This is a genomic window from Streptomyces sp. ML-6, assembly GCF_030116705.1.
GTDB lineage: Bacteria > Actinomycetota > Actinomycetes > Streptomycetales > Streptomycetaceae > Streptomyces.
Genome location: NZ_JAOTIK010000001.1, coordinates 3,376,171 through 3,396,815, shown reverse-complemented (window position 1 = coordinate 3,396,815; position 20,645 = coordinate 3,376,171). Strand labels below are relative to the sequence as shown.

Sequence of the window (20,645 nt, the reverse complement as noted above, 5' to 3'; positions counted from 1 at the left end):
CGCGCACGGCGGTCCGGGGCGTGCACGGCGGTTTCGTGGCGCGAGCCGGAGCGCTCCTGGTCCTCGGGGGTGCCGGAGCGCGTCCGGTCGGCGGGCGTTGTCGGGCGTTGTTATGGGACCTTCCCGGTCACCAGGTGACGGGGAGTTCGAGGGGATAGCGCCAGATCGATGTCTTGTTCCAGCGCACGTCCTCGGCCGGGACCGCCAGTTTCAGGGCGGGGAAACGCTCCAGCAGCGTTCCGATGGCGACCTGGAGCTCCGTGGCCGCGAGCGGGGCGCCGAGACAGTGGTGTCCGCCCCAGCCGAAGGTCATGTGGGACGGTCCCGTGCGTTCCAGGTCCAGCTCGTCGGGGCGGTCGAACTTCCGGCCGTCGCGGTTGGCCGTCAGATAGGAGACGTGCACGATGTCCCCCTTCCGGATTTGTACCCCGCTCAGCTCCACGTCCTCGGTGGCGACCCGGGGGATGCCGACCCCCTTGCGGAAGGGGATGAAACGCAGCAGCTCCTCGATGGCCTGGGGGAGCATGTCGGGCTGATCGCGCACCATGGCGAGCTCGTCCGGCCTGGTGAGCAGCGTGTAGGCGATGTTCCCGATCTCGTACGTGGTGGTGTCCTGGCCGGTGATGAGCAGGACCATGGCCATGACGGTCAGTTCCTGCTCGTTGAGGATCTCGTCCCCGTCGCGGGCGGTGGCCAGCGCGCTGATCAGGTCGTCGCCCGGCTCCGCCCGCCGCTGTGCCGTCAGCGTGGCGAAGTAGGCGCGGAGATCGGCCTTGGAGCGGATCGCCGCGTCCTTGTTCTCGACGGTGGTGTCCATCATGGTCCGGGCGTGGGCGCGCAGTTGCGCGCGGTCCGCCTCGGGAATGTCGAGGACCTCGCAGATCGTGGTCAGCGGCAGCGGGGCCGCCAGGTGCTCGAACAGGTCGGCCGGGGAGCCCTGCTCCTCCATCCGGTCCAGCAACTCGTCGACGACGTGCTGGGTGCGCACCCGCATGCGCTCCATGTGGCGGGGTGCGAAGCCCTTGGAGATCAGGCTGCGCAGTCGGCTGCTGCCCGGCGGGTCCATCACGTTGATCGCCTCGTCCTGGACGATCGGTTCGGGGGTCATGCGCGGGAAGTTCCGGCCGATGACAGCGCTGCGGCTGAAGCGCCGGTCGGTGGTCACCGTGCGGACGTCGTCGTAGCCGGTGACGAGCCACGCCTCGCCGTCGCCGTGCGGAAGACGGATGCGGGACACCGGTCCCTCGTTCATCAACTCCCTGAGCACCGGGTCGAATTCAAGGGCTTCGGCGTAGTCGAACGGGCAGTGCCGGGCGTCGGCGGCTGGTTCCATGCGGAGCTCCAGGTGGGGGGTCTGACAGTCGGTTCGTGGAGTGGAGGGTGGGGGTCGGGCTCCGTCCGGGCGGGGGTGCGGGCCGGACGGGACATGGGTGCCCGGTCGTCGGCCCGGACACGCGCCGCTCCCGGGCGATTGGTCCATATGCAGAAGAGATCCACGGCCCCGGTCGCTGGACCGGCGCAATACGGCCCGGCGACCGGGGGCGTGCACTCGTCCGGGCCCGTCGGGTTCTGCCCGGGCCCGTCGGGTTCCTCCGGTCCGTGCGGTCGAGGTCAGGTGGTCGGTACGACGTTGGTGGCGTCCACCGCCGGGCGCAGTGCCCGCGCGAGCTCGACGCCGTCGCCCACGGCCCAGAAGTGGATGAAGAACAGGCGGGGGTTCTCCGACAGGTGGTGGTTGTGCAGCTCGACGAGTTCGATCCCGCCGCGCCGCAGGGCCCTCAACACCTGCGGGACCTCGTCGGCGATCATGGCGCAGTCGCCGCTGAGCGCGGCCCGGCCGCCGCCCAGCGGCTGGAAGCTGAACGCACTGGTCGACCCCAGGCCCGGCGGCAGGACCAGGTGACCGTCCATGACGGTCTCGCGGCGGAGGAAGAGGATCTTGTAGATCCCGTCGTTGGCGGTGCCCTTCGTGCCCATCGCGGCGTCCATCGCGGCGGTGTCCAGGTCGATCGGCGGCTGCGGGCGCGGCGGCCGGGCGGGCGGGGTGGCGGTGCGGTCGATCCCCGCGCGCAGCCCGCGGGCCAGGGCCGACGCGTCGTGGCCGTGCGCGTGGACGTGGGTCCACCAGATGTCGGGGGTGTGGGAGAGCAGGTGCTTGTGCAGCGCGGTCTGCTCGATCCCGTGCTCCTGCCAGGCGTCGGTCACCCGCTGGAGCTCCTTCTCGGTGACCGCCACGTCGCCCATCATCATCGTGCTGCCGTCGGCGTAACGGATGAAGGCCACGTGCGTGCCCAGCGCGAGCCCCGGGGTGACGACGACGCCCCCGGAGACCACTCGCAGGTCCTGCCGGGGGAAGCTCGTGTGGTACGCCGTGTCGCGCAGCATGCTGCCGGGGCGGCCCAGCGCCCGTGCCACGCCCGCCCAGTCCGCCGGGGTGGTCCGCACGGGCTCGATCCGTTCGTCGTGCCCGGTTGCCGTCCCGGTGCGGGCCGCTCCGGCCGCCCCTGTGGTTCCGGTCGCCTTTGCGGTTCCGGCGGTTCCGGTCGCGGTCAGTACCGGGGCGAGCGCGGCGGCGGCCAGTACGCGCCGTCGCGAGGTGACCGCCCGTGCGCCCGCGCCCGTACCCCCGTCCGTCTTCCCGCCCGGGTTTTTGCTCGTGTCCTGCTGTCGGTCTCCGGTCATTCCTCGATCGCCTCCGTCGGCGGCCTCTGGGATAGGACAGGAAGCACGCTAAAGCGTGACGAAAGGGGAAAGCGGATGCACCGTCAGCAAGTGCCGCTGGATGGACCACACACGTTGCCCGGCCGGGTTCGGCGGCCCGGCCGGACCGGGCCGCCGAACCCGGTCACCGGCAGCGCGTGCGGCGCACCGCCCCCGGCAGCAGCGCCGCCCCCACCGCGACCACCGCGCACACCCCCGCCGCACCGCCCATCAGCGACCACGGCACCGCCACCTCGACCGGCGCGGCCAGCGAGGCCAGGGCGGCGGCCGGACCCGCCAGGTTCACCGCGGTCACGGCGAGGCCGAGCAGTGCCCCGAGCCCGACCGCGAAGAGGGTCTCCCCGGCCACCACCGCGAGGACCTGCGGCCGGGTGGCGCCGGCCAGCCGGAGCGCGTCCAGCTCCCGGGCCCGTACGGACCCCGCCATCAGCAGCGTGTTGGCCAGGGCGATCACCGTGTAGACCAGCGCGATGCCCAGGACCACGGCCAGGCCGAACCGGGTCTGCGCACTCGTACGGGGATGCGTCGCGGCCGCCCACCGCTCCACCGGCCGCACCGTGCCGCCCGTCCCGCGCAGCCGCGCGGTGACGGCGGCCCGGTCGGCGCCCGGCGAGAGGCGCACGTCGATCCGGTCCACCCCGGCCGCCGGAGCGTTCGCCCTGGTCACATAGACCCCGTTGGTCCCGGTCCCGAGCGCCAGCACCGCCACGATCCGCAGCTTCGCCGGCCGCCCGTCGCCCAGCCACACCCGTACCGTCGAGCCCACCGTGTGCTGTTCCCACTCCTCGTTCACCACGATCGAGCGGTCGTCCAGGTCATCGATGTCGCCCGCCACCACCGGCAGTCGGCCGACCGTCGCGAGGGCCTTCGGGTCGTCCACCGCGCGGGCTTCGGACGTGACGAGGGCGGAGCCCTCCTCCCGTACGTGGACGGCGGTGGGGGCCGAGGCGGAGAGCGTCGCGCCCGGCACCGGACGGGGCCTCAGGTTCCGTCCCGTCACGACCAGGTCGGCCCGGGTGTGCTCGCGGGCCTCCGCCGCCCGCGCCGCCGACACCGTCGTCGCCGAACCGGCCACCGAACCGGCCAGCCCCACGGTGACCAGCACCGGGGCGACGATCGCGGTCGTGCGCCGCAATGCCGCCGAGGTGTTCGCGGACACGAGCGTCCCGGTCGCCCCGGGCAGCCTGACCAGTCGCGCCGACAGGCGCACCAGCAGCGGCGCGAGCAGGGCGACGGCCGTGATCAGGACCATCGGCTGAGTGATGTACGTCTTCCGCTTCAGCAGCGCGGACGGGTCGGTGACCAGGGACTTCGCCATCAGGAACGCGGCTCCCGCGAGCAGCGCGAAGCCGAGCAGACGGCGGACCGGCGGGAGCACGCCCGTATCGACGTCGGCCTCGCGCAGCGCCTCCGCGGGGCCGGTTCGGCCCGCCCGCCGCGAGGCCGCCCGGACCCCCGCGAGCGCCACGGCCTGCCCGGTCCAGAAGGCGACGTGGAGCGGCCAGGCGGCCGGGCGGATCGCGAACCAGGACGGCGCCATGCCCTCGGTCACCAGCAGCTCGGCGAGCACCGGTGCGGCCAGGCGGCCCAGCGCGCACCCGGCGGCGGAGGCGAGCACACCGATCACGGCGGCCTCCGTCAGCAGCAGCCGCCGCAACTGGCCGGGCGTCGCCCCCGCCGTGCGCAGCAGCCCGAACTCGCGGCGGCGCAGGGCCACCGAGAAGGCGAACGTCGACGCGACGACGAAGGCCGAGACGAAGGCGGTGACGCCCCCGGCCGTGCCGAGCAGGGCGTTCACGGTCACCAGCCCCTCGGCGTCCCGCTCCGTGTCCGGGTCGGCGCGGCGCCGGTCGTCCCCGGTGAGAACCTGGGCGCGGTCGCCGACGACGCGGCGCACCTCGTCGGCGGGGGCGTCCACCCCCACGGCGTCCGGGCCGCGGGTCGCACCCCGGCCGGTGGCGGAGGGCGGTCCGACGAGCTCCGGGCCGTCGTCCCGGGTCACCGGACCGAGCGCCCGGAGTTCGCGCAGGAGTTCGGTATCCACAGGGTGTGGATGGGCGAGCCCGTGGCCCACCTCGGTTGTGGACGGCCCGCGCCGCACCCGTACGGTCAGGGTGTCGACGCCCATCACGACCACCGGTGATCCGGCGAACCGCTGCGGCGCCCGGTCCGGCGCGTCGAGGGTCGAGGCGAGCCCGAGGCCCATGGTCGCGATCAGCCCCACGCCCAGCGCGAGCGCGACGAAGGTGCCGATGAGCGTGGTCCAGCGGGTGCGCAGGGAGGCGAGGGCGACGGTCAGCACGACGCCTCCGGGGCCCGGGTTCCGGTGCTGGTGCTGATTCCGGTTCCGGTGCCGGCTCTGGTGCTGGTGCTGGTGTTGTTGTGTCCGGGGCCGTGCCCGTCGCCGTGCCAGGCGCGTTCGTGTCCCGTCGTGAGCCGGGCCGCGATCCGCTCGGCGCCGGGAGCGGTCAGATCGTCCGCCACCCGCCCGTCGACCAGGAAGACCACCCGGTCCGCGTACGCCGCGGCCACCGGGTCGTGGGTGACCATCACGATCGTCTGCCCCTCCAGGTCCATTAGTTCCCGCAGCATCTCCATCACCCACCGGCTCGTCGTGGTGTCCAGCGCGCCGGTCGGTTCGTCGCCGAAGAGCACCGGGGGCCGGGTGATCAGGGCCCGCGCCAGGGCCACCCGCTGCTGCTGGCCGCCGGACAGCTCGGCGGGCCGGTGTCCCGCCCGGTCCGCGAGGCCGACCCGGGCCAGGGCCTCCCGCACCTCGGCGCGGGACGGGCGGCGGCCCGCGAGGCGCAGCGGCAGCGCGACGTTCTGCGCGGCGGTCAGCGAGGGGACGAGGTTGAACGACTGGAAGACGAAGCCGATCAGGTCCCGGCGCAGCAGCGTCAGCCGGCGCTCGCTCAGCCCGGTCAGTTCCGTCCCGCCCACCTCGACGGTGCCGGACGTCGGCCGGTCCAGCCCGGCCGCGCAGTGCAGCAGCGTGGACTTGCCGGACCCGGACGGGCCCATGACGGCGGTGAAGGTGCCGGCGCGGACGGTGAGGTCGACGCCGGCGAGGGCCTCGACCCGGTCGTAGGCCCGGCGCAGGGAACGCAGCCGCACGGCGTCGGCACCGGCCACGGACACATCGGCCACGGACGCGCCGGCCATGGACGTTGCGGTGAGCGGGGCGGACCCAGCGGACCCAGCGGATACGGCGGCTGCGGTCGAGGTGGTCGATGCGGTCGACGCGGTGGGCGGGTGCAGGGAGGTCATGCCTGCGATCGAACCGTTTCCGCACCCCGCGATCACGACCACCAGGGCCCGTCCGCACGGTGGGGCCAGCCCCACCCCTCCCTTCCGTCCTGCCTACCCTGACCTCATGGAACCGGTGATCGACCAGGCATTCGCGGCGGCCCTCTACTCGGACGGCGACGCCGGACTCGACACCGGCGCCTCGCTGCTCGCCGCCGATCCGACGGCCGACGCGGAACTGTTCCGGCGCGGCGAGGAGTTCGTCCGCCGGGCCTGGGAGCGCGGCTGGCAGCCCGCCGACGTCGTACGCACCGTCCGCCGCGAGCTCGACGAGACCGCGGCCGGGATCGCCGCCGGGCTGATCGGCTCGGAGACCGGGCGGTACGAACCGCTGCCGCCGCGCTGGCGCGCCCAGCTCGACGGGCTCCCGGACGCCCCGCCCCGTAACCGGCCGGACCGTTTCTCCTACGCGTCCGCCGTCCTCGGGCTGTACCGGCTGCTGCTCCGGCTCCCCGCCATCGAGCCGGTCGGTCCGCCGCCCGGCGCCTCCCCGCACGACCTCCGCCTGCCGCCCGCGCACGACGAACCCCGGATGCTGACCCGGATCCGGGCCCTGCTCGCCAAGGCCGAGGCGACCGGCTTCCCCGAGGAGGCGGAGGCCCTGACCACCAAGGCCCAGGAGCTGATGGCCCGGCACTCCATCGACGAGGCCCTGCTCGCCGCCCGCACGCACAGCAAGGAGGCGCCCGGGGCGTGCCGGGTCGGGGTGGACGCGCCGTACGAGACGGCGAAGGCGATCCTGCTCGACGCGGTCGCCTCCGCGAACCGCTGCCGCGCGGTGTGGAACAGTGACCTCGGCTTCTCCACGGTGGTCGGCTTCGAACCGGACCTGGACGCCGTGGAGCTGCTGTACACCTCCCTGCTGGTCCAGGGCACGGTGGCGATGACGAAGGCGGAGGCGGGCCAGCGGGCCGGCGGGCGCAAGCGGACCAAGACGTTCCGGCAGTCCTTCCTGATGGCGTACGCCCAGCGCCTGGGCAGCCGGCTCGCCGCCGACACCGCCCGCGTCACCGCGGCCGCCGAGGCCGAGGCGGGGGCCGGTTCCGGCGCGGGGGACGGGGGAGGCGGTGACCCGCAGCTGCTCCCGGTGCTCGCCGCCCGCGACATGGCGGTCACGGACACCGCCGAGCGGATGTTCCCCCGGACCACGACCACCCGGGTCAGGGGCGCCGCGGACCTGGACGGATGGACCCACGGCACGGCCGCCGCGGACCGGGCGCGGATGGGCGGGCCCGCCGGTCCGGAGCTGCGCGACCGGCGCGGAAAGCGCTGACCGCCGACCCCGCCAGGACCTGTCGACCGCTGACCGCTGACCGCCGACCCCGGCCGCCCGGCAGGAACCACCGACCCCCGATCAGGAACCACCCACCCCCGACCGCCGGGCAGGAACCACCGACCCCCGGCCCCAGGCCGCGGAGACCCGGGTGACTTTCTCGGGCCCGGAGGATTCGGACCCTCCTGACTCGGGGCAAAACGGGAATTCCGGTTAGGCTCTGGGCATGAGCTGGCTCCGGGCGCTGAAGGAGACCGCCCGCTCGGGGCTGAAGATCGAGCGGCAACGTCTCGAACCGCTCATCGCGATCCGCGGCGCGGCCGGTCTCGCCCTCGTCATCGGGATCTCCCTCGCGCTCTTCGGCCCCGTGGTCGCCGCGAGTTCCGCGTTCGGCGCGTTCCAGGCGGCCATCGCCACGTTCCAGCGCAGCTGGCGCCCCCGGCCGGTGCTCGCGCTGGTCTCCGGGGCGAGCCTCGCCGTGTCCACGTTCCTCGGCTACCTCACCGGCTCCCGGCTGCCGCTCTTCCTGGCCCTGCTGGTGATCTGGACGTTCGTCGCGGGCCTGGCCTGGGCGGCGGGCCCCACCGGTGGCCTCATCGCGGCCTCCAACGTGGCGATCATGCTGGTCACGATCACCTTGCCGACCTCCCTCGCGGACTCGGCCGTGCACGCCGTGATGATCCTGGTCGGCGGGGTCGTGCAGGCGGCGCTGATCGTCCTGTTCCCGGTACGGAGATGGGGCGCCCAGCGCGACGCCCTCGCCGACGCGCTGGCCGCCGAGGCCGACTACGCCCGGCGGCTGCGCCACGACCCGGTCGCCCCCTTCGACCCGGTGCCGCTGATGACGGCCCGCAACGCGGCGGCGGTCACCCCGCGGCAGGCCCGCCGCCGCCCGCCCGAACTGCGGGGCTCCCGGGGCATCGCCGAACGCATCCGGCCGGTCCTCGCCTCGCTCGCCGACCCGTCGATGGGCGTGCCGTCCGAGGGGCCCGAGCGGGACCGGGTCCGCGAACTCCTGGCCGCCGCCGGATCGGTGCTCGACTCGGCGGCCCGCGCGATCCGCCACGGCGACCCGGTCGAACTGTCCCCGGCCGCCGTGGCCGTGCTGCGGACCCCGGACACCGGAACGCTGCTCACCGGCCCGCCGCGCCGGGCCGCCGACCGGCTCGGCGCACTGCTCTCCGACGTCATCGAGACGGCCGACGGCGAGGGGACGAAGGAGGAGAAGGCCGAGGCGGACCGGGCCGCCGAGTCGATCAAGGCCGCCGCGGGCAGAACCTCCTCCGCCGCGGACGGAACCCCCTCCGGGACCGGAACCCCCGCCCCCGCACCGCACCGCCGCCGCCCCACCCTCCTGCGGCTGATCCCCGTCGTGGTGAAGGCGATGCGCGCCGAACTGCGCCCCGGTTCACCGATCCTGCGGCACGCCGTCCGGGTCTCCGCCGTCACGGCCGTCGGCTACCTCATCGGCACCGCGCTGCCGTTCGGGCACGGCTACTGGGCGCCCATGGCGGCCGTCATGGTGATGCGGCCGGAGTTCTCCCAGACGTACGGGCGCTCCGTGGCCCGGTTCGGCGGCACGATCGTCGGGGTGTCGCTCGCCACGGGGATCGCCCAGGCCACCCGTCCGGGCACGGGCCTGGCCGCGGCGCTCGCCGTGCTCTGCGCCCTGCTGATGTACCTGCTGATGCGCACCGGGTACGTGGTCGGCCAGGCGTGCATCTCCGCGTACGTGGTCTTCCTGCTCGGCATGGCGGGCGACGACTGGTCGCAGACCGTGCTGGAACGGGTCGTCCTCACCCTCGTCGGCGGACTGCTCGCGATGATCTCGTACGCGCTCTACCCCGCCTGGGAGACGCCGCGGCTGCGCGGCAGGCTCGGGGACTGGCTGAAGGCGGACGGACGGTACGCCGCCTCGGTCGTCGACCAGTACGCCGCACCGGCCGAACGCGGCCATGACGACGTCCGCTCGGCGCTGCTCGACACCCGCGAGGCCCGGGTCGCCTGGCAGGAGGCGCTGGCGATCGCCCAGCACGAACCGGTGCGCAACCGCGGCCTCTCCCGCGCCGCCGCCGACGACACCCAGCACGCGCTCGCCGAACTCGGCCGGGCCGCGATGCTGCTGGAGGCCCACCTCCCCTGCGGCGGCGACGCCACCCCCGTACCGGACGCCGCCCGTCTCGCCCGAGCGCTGCGCCGGGCCACCGAACAGGGTGCGAAGGAGGTGCGGGAACGGCGCGTACCGGACTGGTCCGAGGTGCGCGAGGCACTGGCGGAATGGGACGCGCGGCAGGCCGCGGACGAGAGGAGGGCGGGCGACCCCTTCGTACGGGAAGGGGCCCACCTCCTCCTCGACGCCCTGGAGGAATTCTCCCGGGGCCTGGACGGATCGCCGAAGCCGAAGCCGAAGCCGAAGCCGAAGCCGAAGCCGGAACCGGGGCCGGGTTCGAAGCCCGACCCCGGGTCCGGGCCGGATTCGGATCGGCCCGGTGGCCGGGCGGGGTGAGGCGGTCACCCGCATCGCGTGCGGGGCCGCCCGCCGCATCGGAGTCCGGAGGCTTCGACGACTCCAGCGCCTCGGGAACCCCACGACTCCGGCGGCCCGGCAGCTCCGACCGGAGCCGCCGGGCCGGTCGGTTCGTCAGGACGTCGGCATCTCCGGCATCTCCGGCATCTCCGGCAGCTCGGGCAGGCCCGACGGCAGGGCGCCCGGGTCGGTCTTGGTCAGGGTGTCCTTGACCCCGCTGTCCCAGGAGATCACGACGGTCTTGCCGTCGTTGGACTCGACGGACCCCGAGGAGCGGTCGGTGCCACCGCTGACGCACTTCAGCGCGATCACCACCTTGTCCGTGTCCTGCACGGTGCCCGTGCAGGCGCGTTCCTCGGTGACGAGCGCCGCCTTGCCCGAGGACACGGACAGGACGATCGACTTGCCGTCGGTCTTCCCGACCCAGCCGCCCTCCAGTGTCGAGGCGTCGCCCGCGGAAGCGCCGTCGTCCCCGCTGTCGCCGGAACCCTGACCGGGCGTCTCCTGCCCCGCGGCGGAGTCCTTGCCCGGGTCGCTCTTCCCGCTGTCGCTGCTGCAGCCCGTCAGTGCGACGGTGGCGAGGATTCCGGTCGCGAGCACCGCACCGGCACGTACGACTCTGTGCATCTGTAATTCCCCCTTGTCGATGAAAGTCCGAGCCAAGTTATCAGCGCGCTCCACCGGTGTGATGCGTTCATCTCGGGGCAGACGGAGCCGAAGAGCCGTTCCATGCGTCTATCCCTGTGAGTAAAGCTGTAATCGTGGGAACACCCCGCGTGCACGTGCATCCGCGCATGCATCTGCTCATGCAGGGAAATTTGAACAGAGCTATGATCCGGGACAGTTGACACTTGCACCTTGCAACTCGGGGAGCGTCCTGTGCACCACGTGTACAACGGCATGGCGGCCACAGAGCTTCGCGGAGTCGTCTGGCAGAAGAGCAGACACAGCAACTCCCAGGGGTCCTGCGTGGAGTTCGCGAAACTGCCCGACGGAGATGTGGCGATGCGGAATTCGCGCCACCCCGACGGGCCCGCCCTGGTCTATACGCCGGCCGAGATAGAGGCGTTGCTGCTCGGTGTGAAGGACGGGGAGTTCGACCACTTGGTCGCGGGCGGCTGACCGTCCCGGACCCGGGTGCCCGTCACCGCACCTCTCGGCAGCGCACCACGGAAATCCCGTACGTGTCGCAGGTGGCATCCCGCCCGAACGCACCTCGGCGCACACCCGAAGAGGCGTGCGCCGTCAGCTCGTCATCCGACGGTCGGCCGGCAATCATCCATCGGACCGATGTCGGACCGACGCCGAACCGGCGCTGAACCGACGCCGAACCGGAACCGAGCGGCTGGCAGCTTCTGGCGGCCCCTGCCGACCCCTGACAGACCCGTTGCCGACCGGCCCCTGGCAGATCCGTCACGGATCCGCCAGGGGCCGGCCGGCGCTCTCATCTGCCGTCGGAGAGCCGGAACAGCGCCCAGACCACCTTGCCGCACGTCGCCGAGCCGTCCGGTCCGACGCCGTCCGGCGCGGGGGACGGGTGCCAGCCCCACGAGTCGCTGAAGGACTCCACGAGGAAGAGGCCGCGACCGGACTCCGCCGAGTCCGGCGCCTCGGAGGCGATCGGGCTCTCCTGGCTGGGGTCGCGCACCGCGCACACCAGGCGTGAGCTCCACCGCATCAAGTGCAGCCGTACGGACGGATCCTGGGGGTTTGGTGCGTTGTCCCCGGGCAGGGCGTGCCGCAGGGCGTTCGTGACGAGTTCGGAGACGACCAGTGCGACGTCGTCGAAGCGCTCGCCCAGCCCCCATCCGTTCAGCGTCGTCCGGGTGAACTTCCGCGCACCGCTCACGGCTTCGTAGCGGGCGGGCAGTGTGCAGGTGGCTGACCCGGAGGCGGCTGAGGGATCGATGGGGGGAAGCCCCTGCCTTAACGGCTCGAGCATCGTCGATCCATTCGTCCCCATGCGAGGCACTCCCGGGATTCGCGGCTGTATCGGTACTGCGGGGGGTACAGCGGCACAACACGAACGAGCACGCAGGTGCGCGGGCTCCATCGTTCCCAATGCGCAGGGCAGATGCAAGGGCAGATGCACGTGCACGCGCCTGACCTGTCCGAACCCGTGCCGGTTCTTGGTCATTTCTTCCCTTGCGTATTTTTGCAGCTTTACGGAAGTCTTCCCATTTCCGTAATCGAATGAGTACGGGCTGAAGCGTTTTGGTGGCAGAATCCGGCACTTGGGGATCGGGGGGAGCCCCGATGCCCAGGAAGCGAAGGGAAGGACCGGACCGGTGGCGGCAGGCGAGTCGAGTGGATCTGTGGTGCGGCGCATCCTGCTGGGCTCCCAGCTCAGGCGGTTGCGCGACTCGCGCGGCATCACGCGTGAGGCGGCGGGCTACTCCATCCGGGCCTCCGAATCGAAGATCAGCCGCATGGAGTTGGGACGGGTGAGCTTCAAGGCCAGGGACGTCGAGGACCTGCTCACGCTCTACGGCGTCACGGACGAGGCGGAACGGGACGCCCTGCTCGGGCTGGCCCGCGAGGCCAACGTGGCGGGCTGGTGGCACAGTTACGGCGACGTGCTGCCCGGGTGGTTCCAGACCTACATCGGCCTGGAGGGGGCGGCCTCGCTCATCCGGGTGTACGAAGTCCAGTTCATCCACGGTCTGTTGCAGACCGAGGCGTACGCGCACGCGGTCGTCACCCGGGGCATGGGCGATGCCCCCGCCGTCGAGATCGACCGCCGCGTGGCGCTGCGGCTGGAACGCCAGAAGACCCTCGTCTCCGAGAACGCGCCCAGCTTCCACGCCGTGCTGGACGAGGCCGCGCTGCGCCGCCCGTACGGCGACCGGGAAGTGATGCGGGGGCAATTGCGGCATCTGATCGAAATGTCGGAGCGGCCCAACGTCACCCTCCAGGTGATGCCGTTCAGTTTCGGCGGGCATGCCGGCGAGGGCGGTTCCTTCACGATGCTGCGATTCCCGGAATCCGATCTGTCGGACATTGTCTATTTGGAGCAGCTGACAAGTGCGCTCTATCTGGACAAGGCCGAAGAAGTCGCTCAGTACGAAAAGGCCATGGTGCGGCTGCACGAGGACAGTCCGGATGCCGAAGAGAGTCGCGATCTGCTCCGCGGACTGCTCCAACTCATCTGATTCATCAGTAACATGACGGTTCGACGGAAGTCTGCGGATGAGTTAAGGGATCGTATGTCCTTCTTCCACGAGCTGGCCCACCAATACATCGACGGTGAATGGCGGACCGGTACCGGATCGTGGGACATCATCGATTTCAACCCCTACAACGGGGAGAAACTCGCCGAGATCCCCATCGCCACCGCGCACGAGGTCGACCTCGCCTACCGCGCCGCGGAACGTGCCCAGCGGAGCTGGGCCACCACCAACCCGTACGAGCGCCGGGCCGTCCTGGAACGCGCCCTGCGCATCACCGAGGAACGGCGCGCTGAGATCGTCGACGCGATCATCGACGAGCTGGGCGGCACCCGCATCAAGGCGGAGTACGAGTTCCGCGCCGCCCTGGAATTCCTGCGCGACGCGATCCACCGGGCCCTGCGCCCGCAGGGCAGCCTCCTGCCCTCCCCGGGGGACAGCAGGGAGAACCGCCTCCACCGGCTGCCCGTCGGTGTCATCGGCGTGATCGCCCCCTACAACTTCCCGTTCCTGGTGATGATGAAGTCCGTCGCGCCGGCCCTCGCGCTCGGCAACGCGGTCGTCGTCAAGCCCAACCAGAACGCCCCGGTCGTCGGCGGCGGGCTGGTCGCCCGGATCTTCGAGGACGCCGGGCTGCCCGCCGGGCTGCTCAACGTCCTGATCACCGACGTCGCCGAGATCGGGAACGCGTTCATCGAGCACCCCGTGCCCGCGGTGATCTCCTTCGCCGGATCGGACCGGGCCGGCCGTCAGGTCGCCGCGGTCGCGGCCGGGCACTTCAAGCGGACGATCCTCGAACTCAGCGGCAACAGCGCCCTGGTGGTGCTGGAGGACGCGGACATCGACTACGCGGTCGAGGCGGCCGTCTTCAGCCGCTTCGTGTACCAGGGGCAGGTCTGCATGGCCGCCAACCGCATCCTGGTGGACCGCCGGATCGAGCGGGAGTTCACCGAGAAGTTCACCGCCGCGGTGGCCGCGCTGACCACCGGCGACCCGCGCGACCCGGAGACCCGGATCGGCCCGGTCATCAACACCTTCCGGGCCGACGCCCTGACCGCGCTCGTCGACCAGGCGATCGCCGACGGGGCGACCGCGCTCGTCCGCGGCCGGACCCGGGGCAACCTCGTGGAACCGACCGTGCTCACCGGGCTCCCCGAGGACTCCCCGCTGCCGTCCCAGGAGATATTCGGCCCGGTGGTGCTGCTGATGACGTTCGACGGCGAGGACGACGCCGTACGGATCGCCAATGACACCCCGTACGGGCTGAGCGGCGCCGTGCACACCCGGGACGTCGAGCGCGGGGTGCGGTTCGCCCGGCGCGTCGTCAGCGGGATGTTCCACGTCAACGACTCCACCGTCCAGGACGACCCGCTGGTGGCCTTCGGCGGCGAGAAGTTCTCCGGGCTCGGCCGGCTGAACGGCGAGGCGACCGTCGACGCCTTCACCACCCAGCGGTGGATCTCCGTCCAGCACGAACGGGCCGTCTTCCCCTTCTGACCCCCTGGCTCCTGCTTCTGCTCCTGCCTCCTCGCTCCCGACTTCCCTCGCTCCCGACCTTCCTCGCTCCTGCCTCCTGGCCTTCCTCGCTCCTGTCTCCTCCTCGGGCTGCCCGCCTCCACGGGCGGCCCGTTTTTTCAGTGCCCTTCTTTTCGTCGCCCCTTCCCTGATTCAGGACAGAAGCTGACCTCGATGGGTCATAGCTTGATCCGTGTCAGGAAGAACCGGCACCGAGCATCAAGGCGGACATCATGGTCACTCACGTTCCCGCAGGAGCCCCCGGCGACGAGCGCGGCCTTCTCCTCTCCTTCGTCGAGGCCCAGCGCGGCGGCATCCGGCGCGCGCTGCTCGGACTGACCGAGGAGCAGGCGGCGAGCCGCCCCAGCGCCAGCGAACTGTCCCTGTCCGGACTGCTCAAGCACGTCGCCGAGACCGAGCTGAACTGGCTGCGGATGGCTCAGCACCGGCTGGGCGAGACCGTCCGCGATGCGGAGACCTGGGCGGACAGCTTCCGGCTCGTCGGGGACGAGACGGTGCCGCGGATCCTGGAGTTCTGGGACGGCGTCGCGGCCGAGACGGAGAAGTTCATCCGCTCGGTGCCCAGCATGGACGACACCTTCTCGCTGCCCGAGGCGCCCTGGTTCCCGAAGGGGGAGCAGTGCTCGATGCGGTGGCTGCTGGTCCACCTCGTCGAGGAGCTGGCCCGGCACGCCGGGCACGCCGACATCATCCGGGAGTCCCTGGACGGCCGTACCGCGTTCGAGCTGGTCGCCGAGGCGGGCGGTTACTCTGGTCAAAGTTGACCAGAAGGGGTGCGTGCGATGTCCGCGATCCGGCTGCTGGTTCTCTGTGCCGTCCGGCAGCACGGCCGGGCGCACGGCTACCAGATCCGCAACGACCTGGAGTACTGGGGCGCCCACGAGTGGTCCAACGCCAAGCCCGGATCGATCTACCACGCGCTGAAGCAGATGGCGAAACAGGGCCTGCTGGTCGAGCACGAGGCCGCCCCGAGCTCGGCCGGCGGCCCGCCCCGCACCGAGTACGAGGTCACCGGGGCGGGCAACGAGGAGTACCTGGCGCTGGTGCGCGCCGCGCTGACCTCGTACGACCAGAGGCCGGACGTGCTGTCGGCGGGCCTGGGCGGCATCGTCGACCTGGAGCGGGCCGAGGTGGTCGCGCTGCTCAAGGAGCGGGTGGCCGGCCTCGCGGCCTGGCGGGACGCGGTCACCGGCCACTACCTGCCGGAGTCCGGCCCCGAGTCGCTCGGCCACATCGGCGAGATCATGAACCTGTGGGTCCACTCGGCGGACGCCGGGGCGGAGTGGACGCGCGGGCTGATCGCCCGCATCGAGGGGGGCGCGTACACCTTCGCGGGGGAGGAGGGCGAGCCCTTCGTCGGCGTGCTCGCCGAGGGACAGGAGAACCCGTACGCGACGGGCATCCCCGACCCCGGCGACGAGGAGTAGCACCCTTCACCCTTCGCCCGAGCCCGACCCCGCGCCCGAGCCCGCCCCGACCGGGCCAGGGCAGGGGGCGGTCCGGCATCAGTGGTGGCCGGCATCAGTGGTGGAAGGACGACACCACCTGCTTGTCGCGGCTCAACGGGTGCGGCTGGCGGCGCAGGTCGGGCAGGATCCGCCGGAGGTCCCCCACCAGCAGTTCGGCGAGGTCCGACGAGAAGCCGTTGCGGCACACCACCCGCAGCACCGCCAGATCCTGCCGGTTGGCCGGGAACGTGTACGCGGGCACCAGCCAGCCGTGCTCGCGCAGCCGCCGCGACACGTCGAAGACGTCGTACGCCTCCACGTCCGGCGCGGTCGTCAGCGCGAACACCGGCAACTGGTCGCCGCGGGTGAGGAGGCGGAAGTCGCCGAGGCCCTCGATGCGCTCCGCGAGAGTGCGGGCCACGTCCCGGGATGCCTGCTGGACGGCCCGGTAGCCGTCCCGCCCCAGCCGCAGGAAGGTGTAGTACTGCGCCACCACCTGGGCGCCGGGCCGGGAGAAGTTCAGTGCGAAGGTGGGCATCTCGCCGCCCAGGTAGTTGACCCGGAACACCAGTTCCTCGGGCAGTTCGGCCGGGGAGCGCCACAGCGCCCAGCCGATGCCCGGATAGACCAGGCCGTACTTGTGCCCGGAGGTGTTGATGGAGGACACCCTCGGCAGCCGGAAGTCCCACACCAGGTCCTCGTCGAGGAACGGCGCCACCATCCCCCCGGACGCCCCGTCCACATGGACGGGGACGTCGAGCCCGGTGCGTTCCTGGAGGGCGTCCAGGGCGGCGCACAGCTCCGCGATCGGCTCGTACGAACCGTCGAAGGTGGAGCCGAGGATGCCGATGGCGCCGATGGTGTTCTCGTCGCAGAGCTCGGCCGCGGCCTGCGGGTCGATGTGGAAGCGGTCGCCCTCCATCGGGACCTGCCGCGCCTCGATCTCCCAGAAGTTGCAGAACTTCTCCCAGCAGACCTGGACGTTGGCGCCCATGACCAGGTTCGGCCGGGCCGCCGCCGGATAGCGGTCGGCGTTCCTGGCCGCCCAGCGGCGCTTGAGCGCCATCCCCGCGAGCATGCAGGCCTCGCTGGAACCGGTCGTCGAACACCCCACGGCCGCCGCGGGATCGGGGGCGTGCCAGAGGTCGGCGAGCATCGCCACGCAGCGCCGTTCCAGCTCGGCGGTGCGCGGGTACTCGTCCTTGTCGATCATGTTCTTGTCGCTGCACTCGCTCATCAGCACCCCCGCCTGGGGCTCCATCCAGGTGGTGACGAAGGTGGCGAGGTTGAGCCGCGAGTTGCCGTCGAGCATCAGCTCGTCATGGACCAGGTGGTACGCGGTCGAGGGCGACATGGGCCCGTCGGGCAGCCGGTGCCGGGGCGGCGCCAGCTCCATGCCGGCGACCGGGTCGGCCTCCCCGAAGAACGGGTTGAGGGCGAGCCTGCGGCGTTTCGCGGACGGTTCCGCGGTGGGGGAGGAACCTTCGTGGAGCGGCATCGGCGGACGGCCCTTCTCGGCTCTCGGCGGCCCGGGCGCCCCGACGGGGTCGGACGGGCCACGCGTCTGTCGGTACGTCAGGTGGCGGACGGGCGGCGGAGGTTCAGCCCTCGGCGGCGAGGCCGTCCTTGATGGCCCGGGTGAACTTCACGACCCGTTCGGCCTGGACCCGGGCGGCGGTCAGGGTCTGCTCGCCGACCGGGATGTCGCCCTGGCCGGCGACGTGCGAGGTGCCGTACGGGTTGCCGTCGACGAACTTCGACGGGTCCGTGTAGCCGGGGGCGACCAGGATGCCGCCGAAGTGGTGGATCGTGTTGTAGAGCGCGAGCAGCGTGGACTCCTGGCCGCCGTGCGCGGTGCTGGTGGCGGTGAAGCCGCTGTAGACCTTGTCGGCGAGGTGGCCCGCCTGCCAGAGCCCGCCGAGGGTGTCGATGAACTGTTTGAGCTGGGAGGTGACGTTCCCGAACCGGGTCGGCGTCCCGAAGATCACGGCGTCCGCCCAGACCATGTCGTCGGGCGAGGCGACGGGGATGTCCGCGGTGGCCTTCACGTTGGCCGCCCAGGCCGGGTTGGAGTCGATGGCCGCCCGCGGGGCAAGCTCCCCGGCCCTGCGCAGCCGGACCTCCGCCCCGGCCTTCTCGGCGTACTCCGCGACGGCCTTGGCGATCGTGGCGATGGTGCCGGTCGCGGAGTAGTAGATGACGGCGACCTTGACGGGCGTGGGCATGACCAGACCTCCGGAGGGGCTTACAGGACTTGTGCATGCGAATGCGACGATACGTAAATCTCGGGCATCCGGCGCGCCGGGCGAGGCGTCGGGCGGTGCGCGGGGAGGGGATACGGGGCGGGGCACAGGGAGGCGGGCTGGACAGGGTGCCGGGCTCACCTCCGCGGCGTACCGTCCTCGTGCAGCTGCATCTGGAGGCGTCCGGTCACCAGCAGCCAGGCCGGCAGCGAGGCGACGCACAGGACCGGGAGCACGGCCGAGTCGCCGACCAGAACCGCCGCGGTGAACAGGCTCAGCCAGCCCTGCCGGGTGATGGCCAGCAACACCCCCAGCACCCCGCAGGTCACCGCGAGCGCCGGTGGCACCCGGTCGACGAGGGCGTGGGCGCAGAGCCCCAGCGCGACCCCCATGAAGACGGCGGGGAAGATCCGCCCGCCCCGGAAGCCGCAGGTCGCCGCGATCAGCAGGGCGGCCGTCTTCACCGCGGCCATGCCGGCGAACTCCCCGGCCGACCAGCCCGTCGGATCGGCGGCGAGGACCTTCATCTCGTCGAGCCCCTTGAACAGGGTCAGACGGCCGCCCAGCGCGCCCAGCAGGCCGAGCAGCAGCCCGCCGAGCGTCAGGGTCGGGACGGGGTGGCGCAGGGCCCGGAAGGCCCGGTGCACGTGCGGGAAGGCGTACACCGCCAGCAGGCCCAGCGCCGCCCCCGCCAGGGCGATGACGACCGCGGACAGCAGATCGCCCCGGTGCGGACGGGTGTAGGGCGGCAGCGACAGGTCGAAGCTGGGGTGCGCCAGCAGGGTCATGGTGAGCGCCCCGGCGGCGCCGGCCGCGAGCGGCCCGAACAGCCGGTCCCACAGGGCCCCCGGCCCGGGGCGGGAGGCGAGGGTCTCCGAGAGGATCAGCGCGGCGGCGACCGGGGTGCCGAAGAGTGCGCCGATGGTGCCGGCCGCGGCCAGGGAGAGCCACAGCTCCGCGGAGGAGCCGGGGACGAACCGGCGGCCGAGCCAGAAGGCCAGCGCGATGTTGGCGGCCGTGATCGGGTTCTCCGGGCCGAGGCTGATCCCGCCCGCCAGGGTGAGCACCGTGACGAGCAGCAGCCCCGGCACCACCCCCGGCGGCAGCGGCGGGTCGACCAGTCCCGTGGTCGCCGGATCGGGCCCCGCGTGACCGGGCACCGCCCGGATCAGCAGACCGGCCACCAGCCCGCTCGCGGTCAGCACCGCGATCGTCCAGAAGGCGGAGTGACGGCCGACGGAGAGCGCGTCGGGAAGCGTCTCCCAGAGCACGTCCTGCAGTTTCTCCGCGAGCAGGCTCACGCCGAGCAGGACGAGGGCGGAGGCGACCCCGACGACCAGTGCGGGCACGATGACGGGCAGCAGCCGGCGCGCGGGGGTGGGCCCCGGGGCCGGTTCGGCGGGTGGGGGAGAATCGGTGACCACCGGCTCACCATAACGACGCAAAAGCCGCATAGCGCCCACTGTGATGGCGAACGTGACGGCGCTGTCGGACGCGACGGGGTTCCGGCTTGCACCTCACGCGACGTCAGGACCCAGCATCGGGACGTACCCGGGACGGAGAAGGGAGCGGGGAGTCGTGGACTACTCCGTGGGACAGGTCGCCGAATTCGCCGGAGTCACGGTGCGCACCCTGCACCACTACGACGGCATCGGACTGCTCTCGCCCGGCGGGCGCAGCCACGCCGGTCACCGCCGTTACGACGACGGCGACCTCGACCGGCTCCAGCAGATCCTGTTCTACCGGGAGCTGGGCTTCCCGCTCGACCGGATCGCGGTACTGCTCGACGACCCGGAGGCGGACCCGCAGGAGCACCTGCACCGCCAGCACCGGTTGCTGACCGACCGGATCGCCGAGCTCCGGAAGATGGCCGAGGCCGTCGAGAAAGCCATGGAGGCACGGAAGATGGGCATCAACCTCACACCCGAGGAGCGGTTCGAGGTCTTCGGGGACCAGGACCCCGAGAGGTACGCGGAGGAGGCCGAGCGCCGCTGGGGCGGCACCGACGCGTACGCCGAGTCGCAGCGCCGCGCCGCGTCGTACACCAAGGACGACTGGAAGCGGATGCAGGCGGAGGCCGCCGAATGGGGCGCCGCCTACAGCGCGCTGATGGAGGCCGGCGAACCGGCCACCGGCGAGCGCGCGATGGATCTGGCCGAGGAGCACCGGCGCCGCATCATCGGCCGGTTCTACGAGTGCGGCCCCGAGGCGCACCGGGGGCTCGGCGAGATGTACGTGTCGGACCCGAGGTTCCGCGCGTACTACGAGGCGATACGGCCCGGGATGGCCGAGCACCTGCGGGACGCGATCGAGGCCAACGCCGCACGTCTGGCGTGAGCGGGTGGTGTGACCGGGTGATGTGACCAGGCGGCACGGTCCGCGGCGGGACGCTCCGGGGCGTCCCGCCGCGGACCGCGCACC

At 72.3% G+C, this 20,645-nt stretch carries 17 protein-coding genes; 8 read left to right on the top strand and 9 right to left on the bottom strand.

Going from position 1 to position 20,645, the window contains the following annotated elements:
• Positions 1–127: 127 nt before the first annotated feature.
• The 4 genes from OCT49_RS14755 to OCT49_RS14740 all read right to left on the bottom strand — a co-directional run bounded on the left by OCT49_RS14755 (position 128) and on the right by OCT49_RS14740 (position 5,886).
• Entirely contained in the window at positions 128–1,333 is a 1,206-nt protein-coding gene (locus OCT49_RS14755) for a cytochrome P450 (RefSeq protein WP_283852337.1), read from the bottom strand.
• Between the two features lie 278 nt (positions 1,334–1,611).
• On the bottom strand, positions 1,612–2,682 hold the full coding sequence (locus OCT49_RS14750) for a DUF1259 domain-containing protein (RefSeq protein ID WP_283852336.1): 1,071 nt from the start codon (positions 2,680–2,682) through the stop codon (positions 1,612–1,614).
• A 163-nt stretch (positions 2,683–2,845) separates the two neighbouring features.
• Complete coding sequence (locus tag OCT49_RS14745) at positions 2,846–5,023, bottom strand: ABC transporter permease (protein ID WP_283852335.1); 2,178 nt, start codon at positions 5,021–5,023, stop codon at positions 2,846–2,848.
• A complete protein-coding gene (locus OCT49_RS14740; protein WP_283852334.1) occupies positions 5,017–5,886 on the bottom strand; it encodes an ABC transporter ATP-binding protein in 870 nt (289 codons plus the stop codon). Before OCT49_RS14740 ends, OCT49_RS14745 begins: the two co-directional genes overlap by 7 nt.
• 211 nt (positions 5,887–6,097) lie before the next feature.
• Between OCT49_RS14740 and OCT49_RS14735 the strand changes: the two genes are divergently transcribed.
• A complete protein-coding gene (locus OCT49_RS14735; protein WP_283852333.1) occupies positions 6,098–7,303 on the top strand; it encodes a DUF2786 domain-containing protein in 1,206 nt (401 codons plus the stop codon).
• 226 nt (positions 7,304–7,529) lie between these two features.
• Positions 7,530–9,809, top strand: a complete 2,280-nt coding sequence (locus OCT49_RS14730; RefSeq protein ID WP_283852332.1) for an FUSC family protein — start codon at positions 7,530–7,532, stop codon at positions 9,807–9,809.
• Positions 9,810–9,944: 135 nt separating this feature from the next.
• Here OCT49_RS14730 and OCT49_RS14725 read toward each other — a convergent pair whose 3' ends face one another.
• Positions 9,945–10,457, bottom strand: a complete 513-nt coding sequence (locus tag OCT49_RS14725) for a hypothetical protein (protein ID WP_283852331.1) — start codon at positions 10,455–10,457, stop codon at positions 9,945–9,947.
• Between the two features lie 252 nt (positions 10,458–10,709).
• Between OCT49_RS14725 and OCT49_RS14720 the strand changes: the two genes are divergently transcribed.
• Complete coding sequence (locus tag OCT49_RS14720; protein WP_266690134.1) at positions 10,710–10,952, top strand: DUF397 domain-containing protein; 243 nt, start codon at positions 10,710–10,712, stop codon at positions 10,950–10,952.
• Positions 10,953–11,274: 322 nt separating this feature from the next.
• On the opposite strand, the gene OCT49_RS14715 is transcribed toward OCT49_RS14720, so the two are convergent.
• Positions 11,275–11,772, bottom strand: a complete 498-nt coding sequence (locus OCT49_RS14715; protein ID WP_283852330.1) for an ATP-binding protein — start codon at positions 11,770–11,772, stop codon at positions 11,275–11,277.
• 346 nt (positions 11,773–12,118) lie between these two features.
• Here OCT49_RS14715 and OCT49_RS14710 point away from each other — a divergent pair, with 346 nt between their 5' ends.
• The 4 genes from OCT49_RS14710 (at position 12,119) to OCT49_RS14695 (ending at position 15,960) form a co-directional block, all read left to right on the top strand.
• Entirely contained in the window at positions 12,119–12,982 is an 864-nt protein-coding gene (locus tag OCT49_RS14710; protein WP_283852329.1) for a Sco1979 family transcriptional regulator, read from the top strand.
• Between the two features lie 54 nt (positions 12,983–13,036).
• Positions 13,037–14,494 (top strand): aldehyde dehydrogenase family protein, encoded by a 1,458-nt coding sequence (locus tag OCT49_RS14705; RefSeq protein WP_283852328.1) that lies wholly within the window; start codon positions 13,037–13,039, stop codon positions 14,492–14,494.
• A gap of 251 nt (positions 14,495–14,745) precedes the next feature.
• Positions 14,746–15,297, top strand: coding sequence for a DinB family protein (locus OCT49_RS14700; RefSeq protein WP_283852327.1), 552 nt, complete (start codon positions 14,746–14,748; stop codon positions 15,295–15,297).
• 18 nt (positions 15,298–15,315) lie between these two features.
• Complete coding sequence (locus tag OCT49_RS14695) at positions 15,316–15,960, top strand: PadR family transcriptional regulator (RefSeq protein ID WP_283852326.1); 645 nt, start codon at positions 15,316–15,318, stop codon at positions 15,958–15,960.
• A gap of 94 nt (positions 15,961–16,054) precedes the next feature.
• Here OCT49_RS14695 and gad read toward each other — a convergent pair whose 3' ends face one another.
• The 3 genes from gad to OCT49_RS14680 form a co-directional block, all read right to left on the bottom strand.
• On the bottom strand, positions 16,055–17,479 hold the full coding sequence (gene gad, locus OCT49_RS14690) for a glutamate decarboxylase (protein WP_283852325.1): 1,425 nt from the start codon (positions 17,477–17,479) through the stop codon (positions 16,055–16,057).
• Between the two features lie 103 nt (positions 17,480–17,582).
• The gene (gene wrbA, locus OCT49_RS14685) at positions 17,583–18,206 is read right to left on the bottom strand and encodes an NAD(P)H:quinone oxidoreductase (RefSeq protein WP_283852324.1); all 624 of its coding nucleotides are present in this window, start codon (positions 18,204–18,206) and stop codon (positions 17,583–17,585) included.
• A 155-nt stretch (positions 18,207–18,361) separates the two neighbouring features.
• On the bottom strand, positions 18,362–19,678 hold the full coding sequence (locus tag OCT49_RS14680) for an ion channel protein (protein WP_283852323.1): 1,317 nt from the start codon (positions 19,676–19,678) through the stop codon (positions 18,362–18,364).
• Between the two features lie 124 nt (positions 19,679–19,802).
• Between OCT49_RS14680 and OCT49_RS14675 the strand changes: the two genes are divergently transcribed.
• Positions 19,803–20,561 (top strand): MerR family transcriptional regulator, encoded by a 759-nt coding sequence (locus OCT49_RS14675; protein ID WP_283852322.1) that lies wholly within the window; start codon positions 19,803–19,805, stop codon positions 20,559–20,561.
• Positions 20,562–20,645 lie beyond the last annotated feature (84 nt).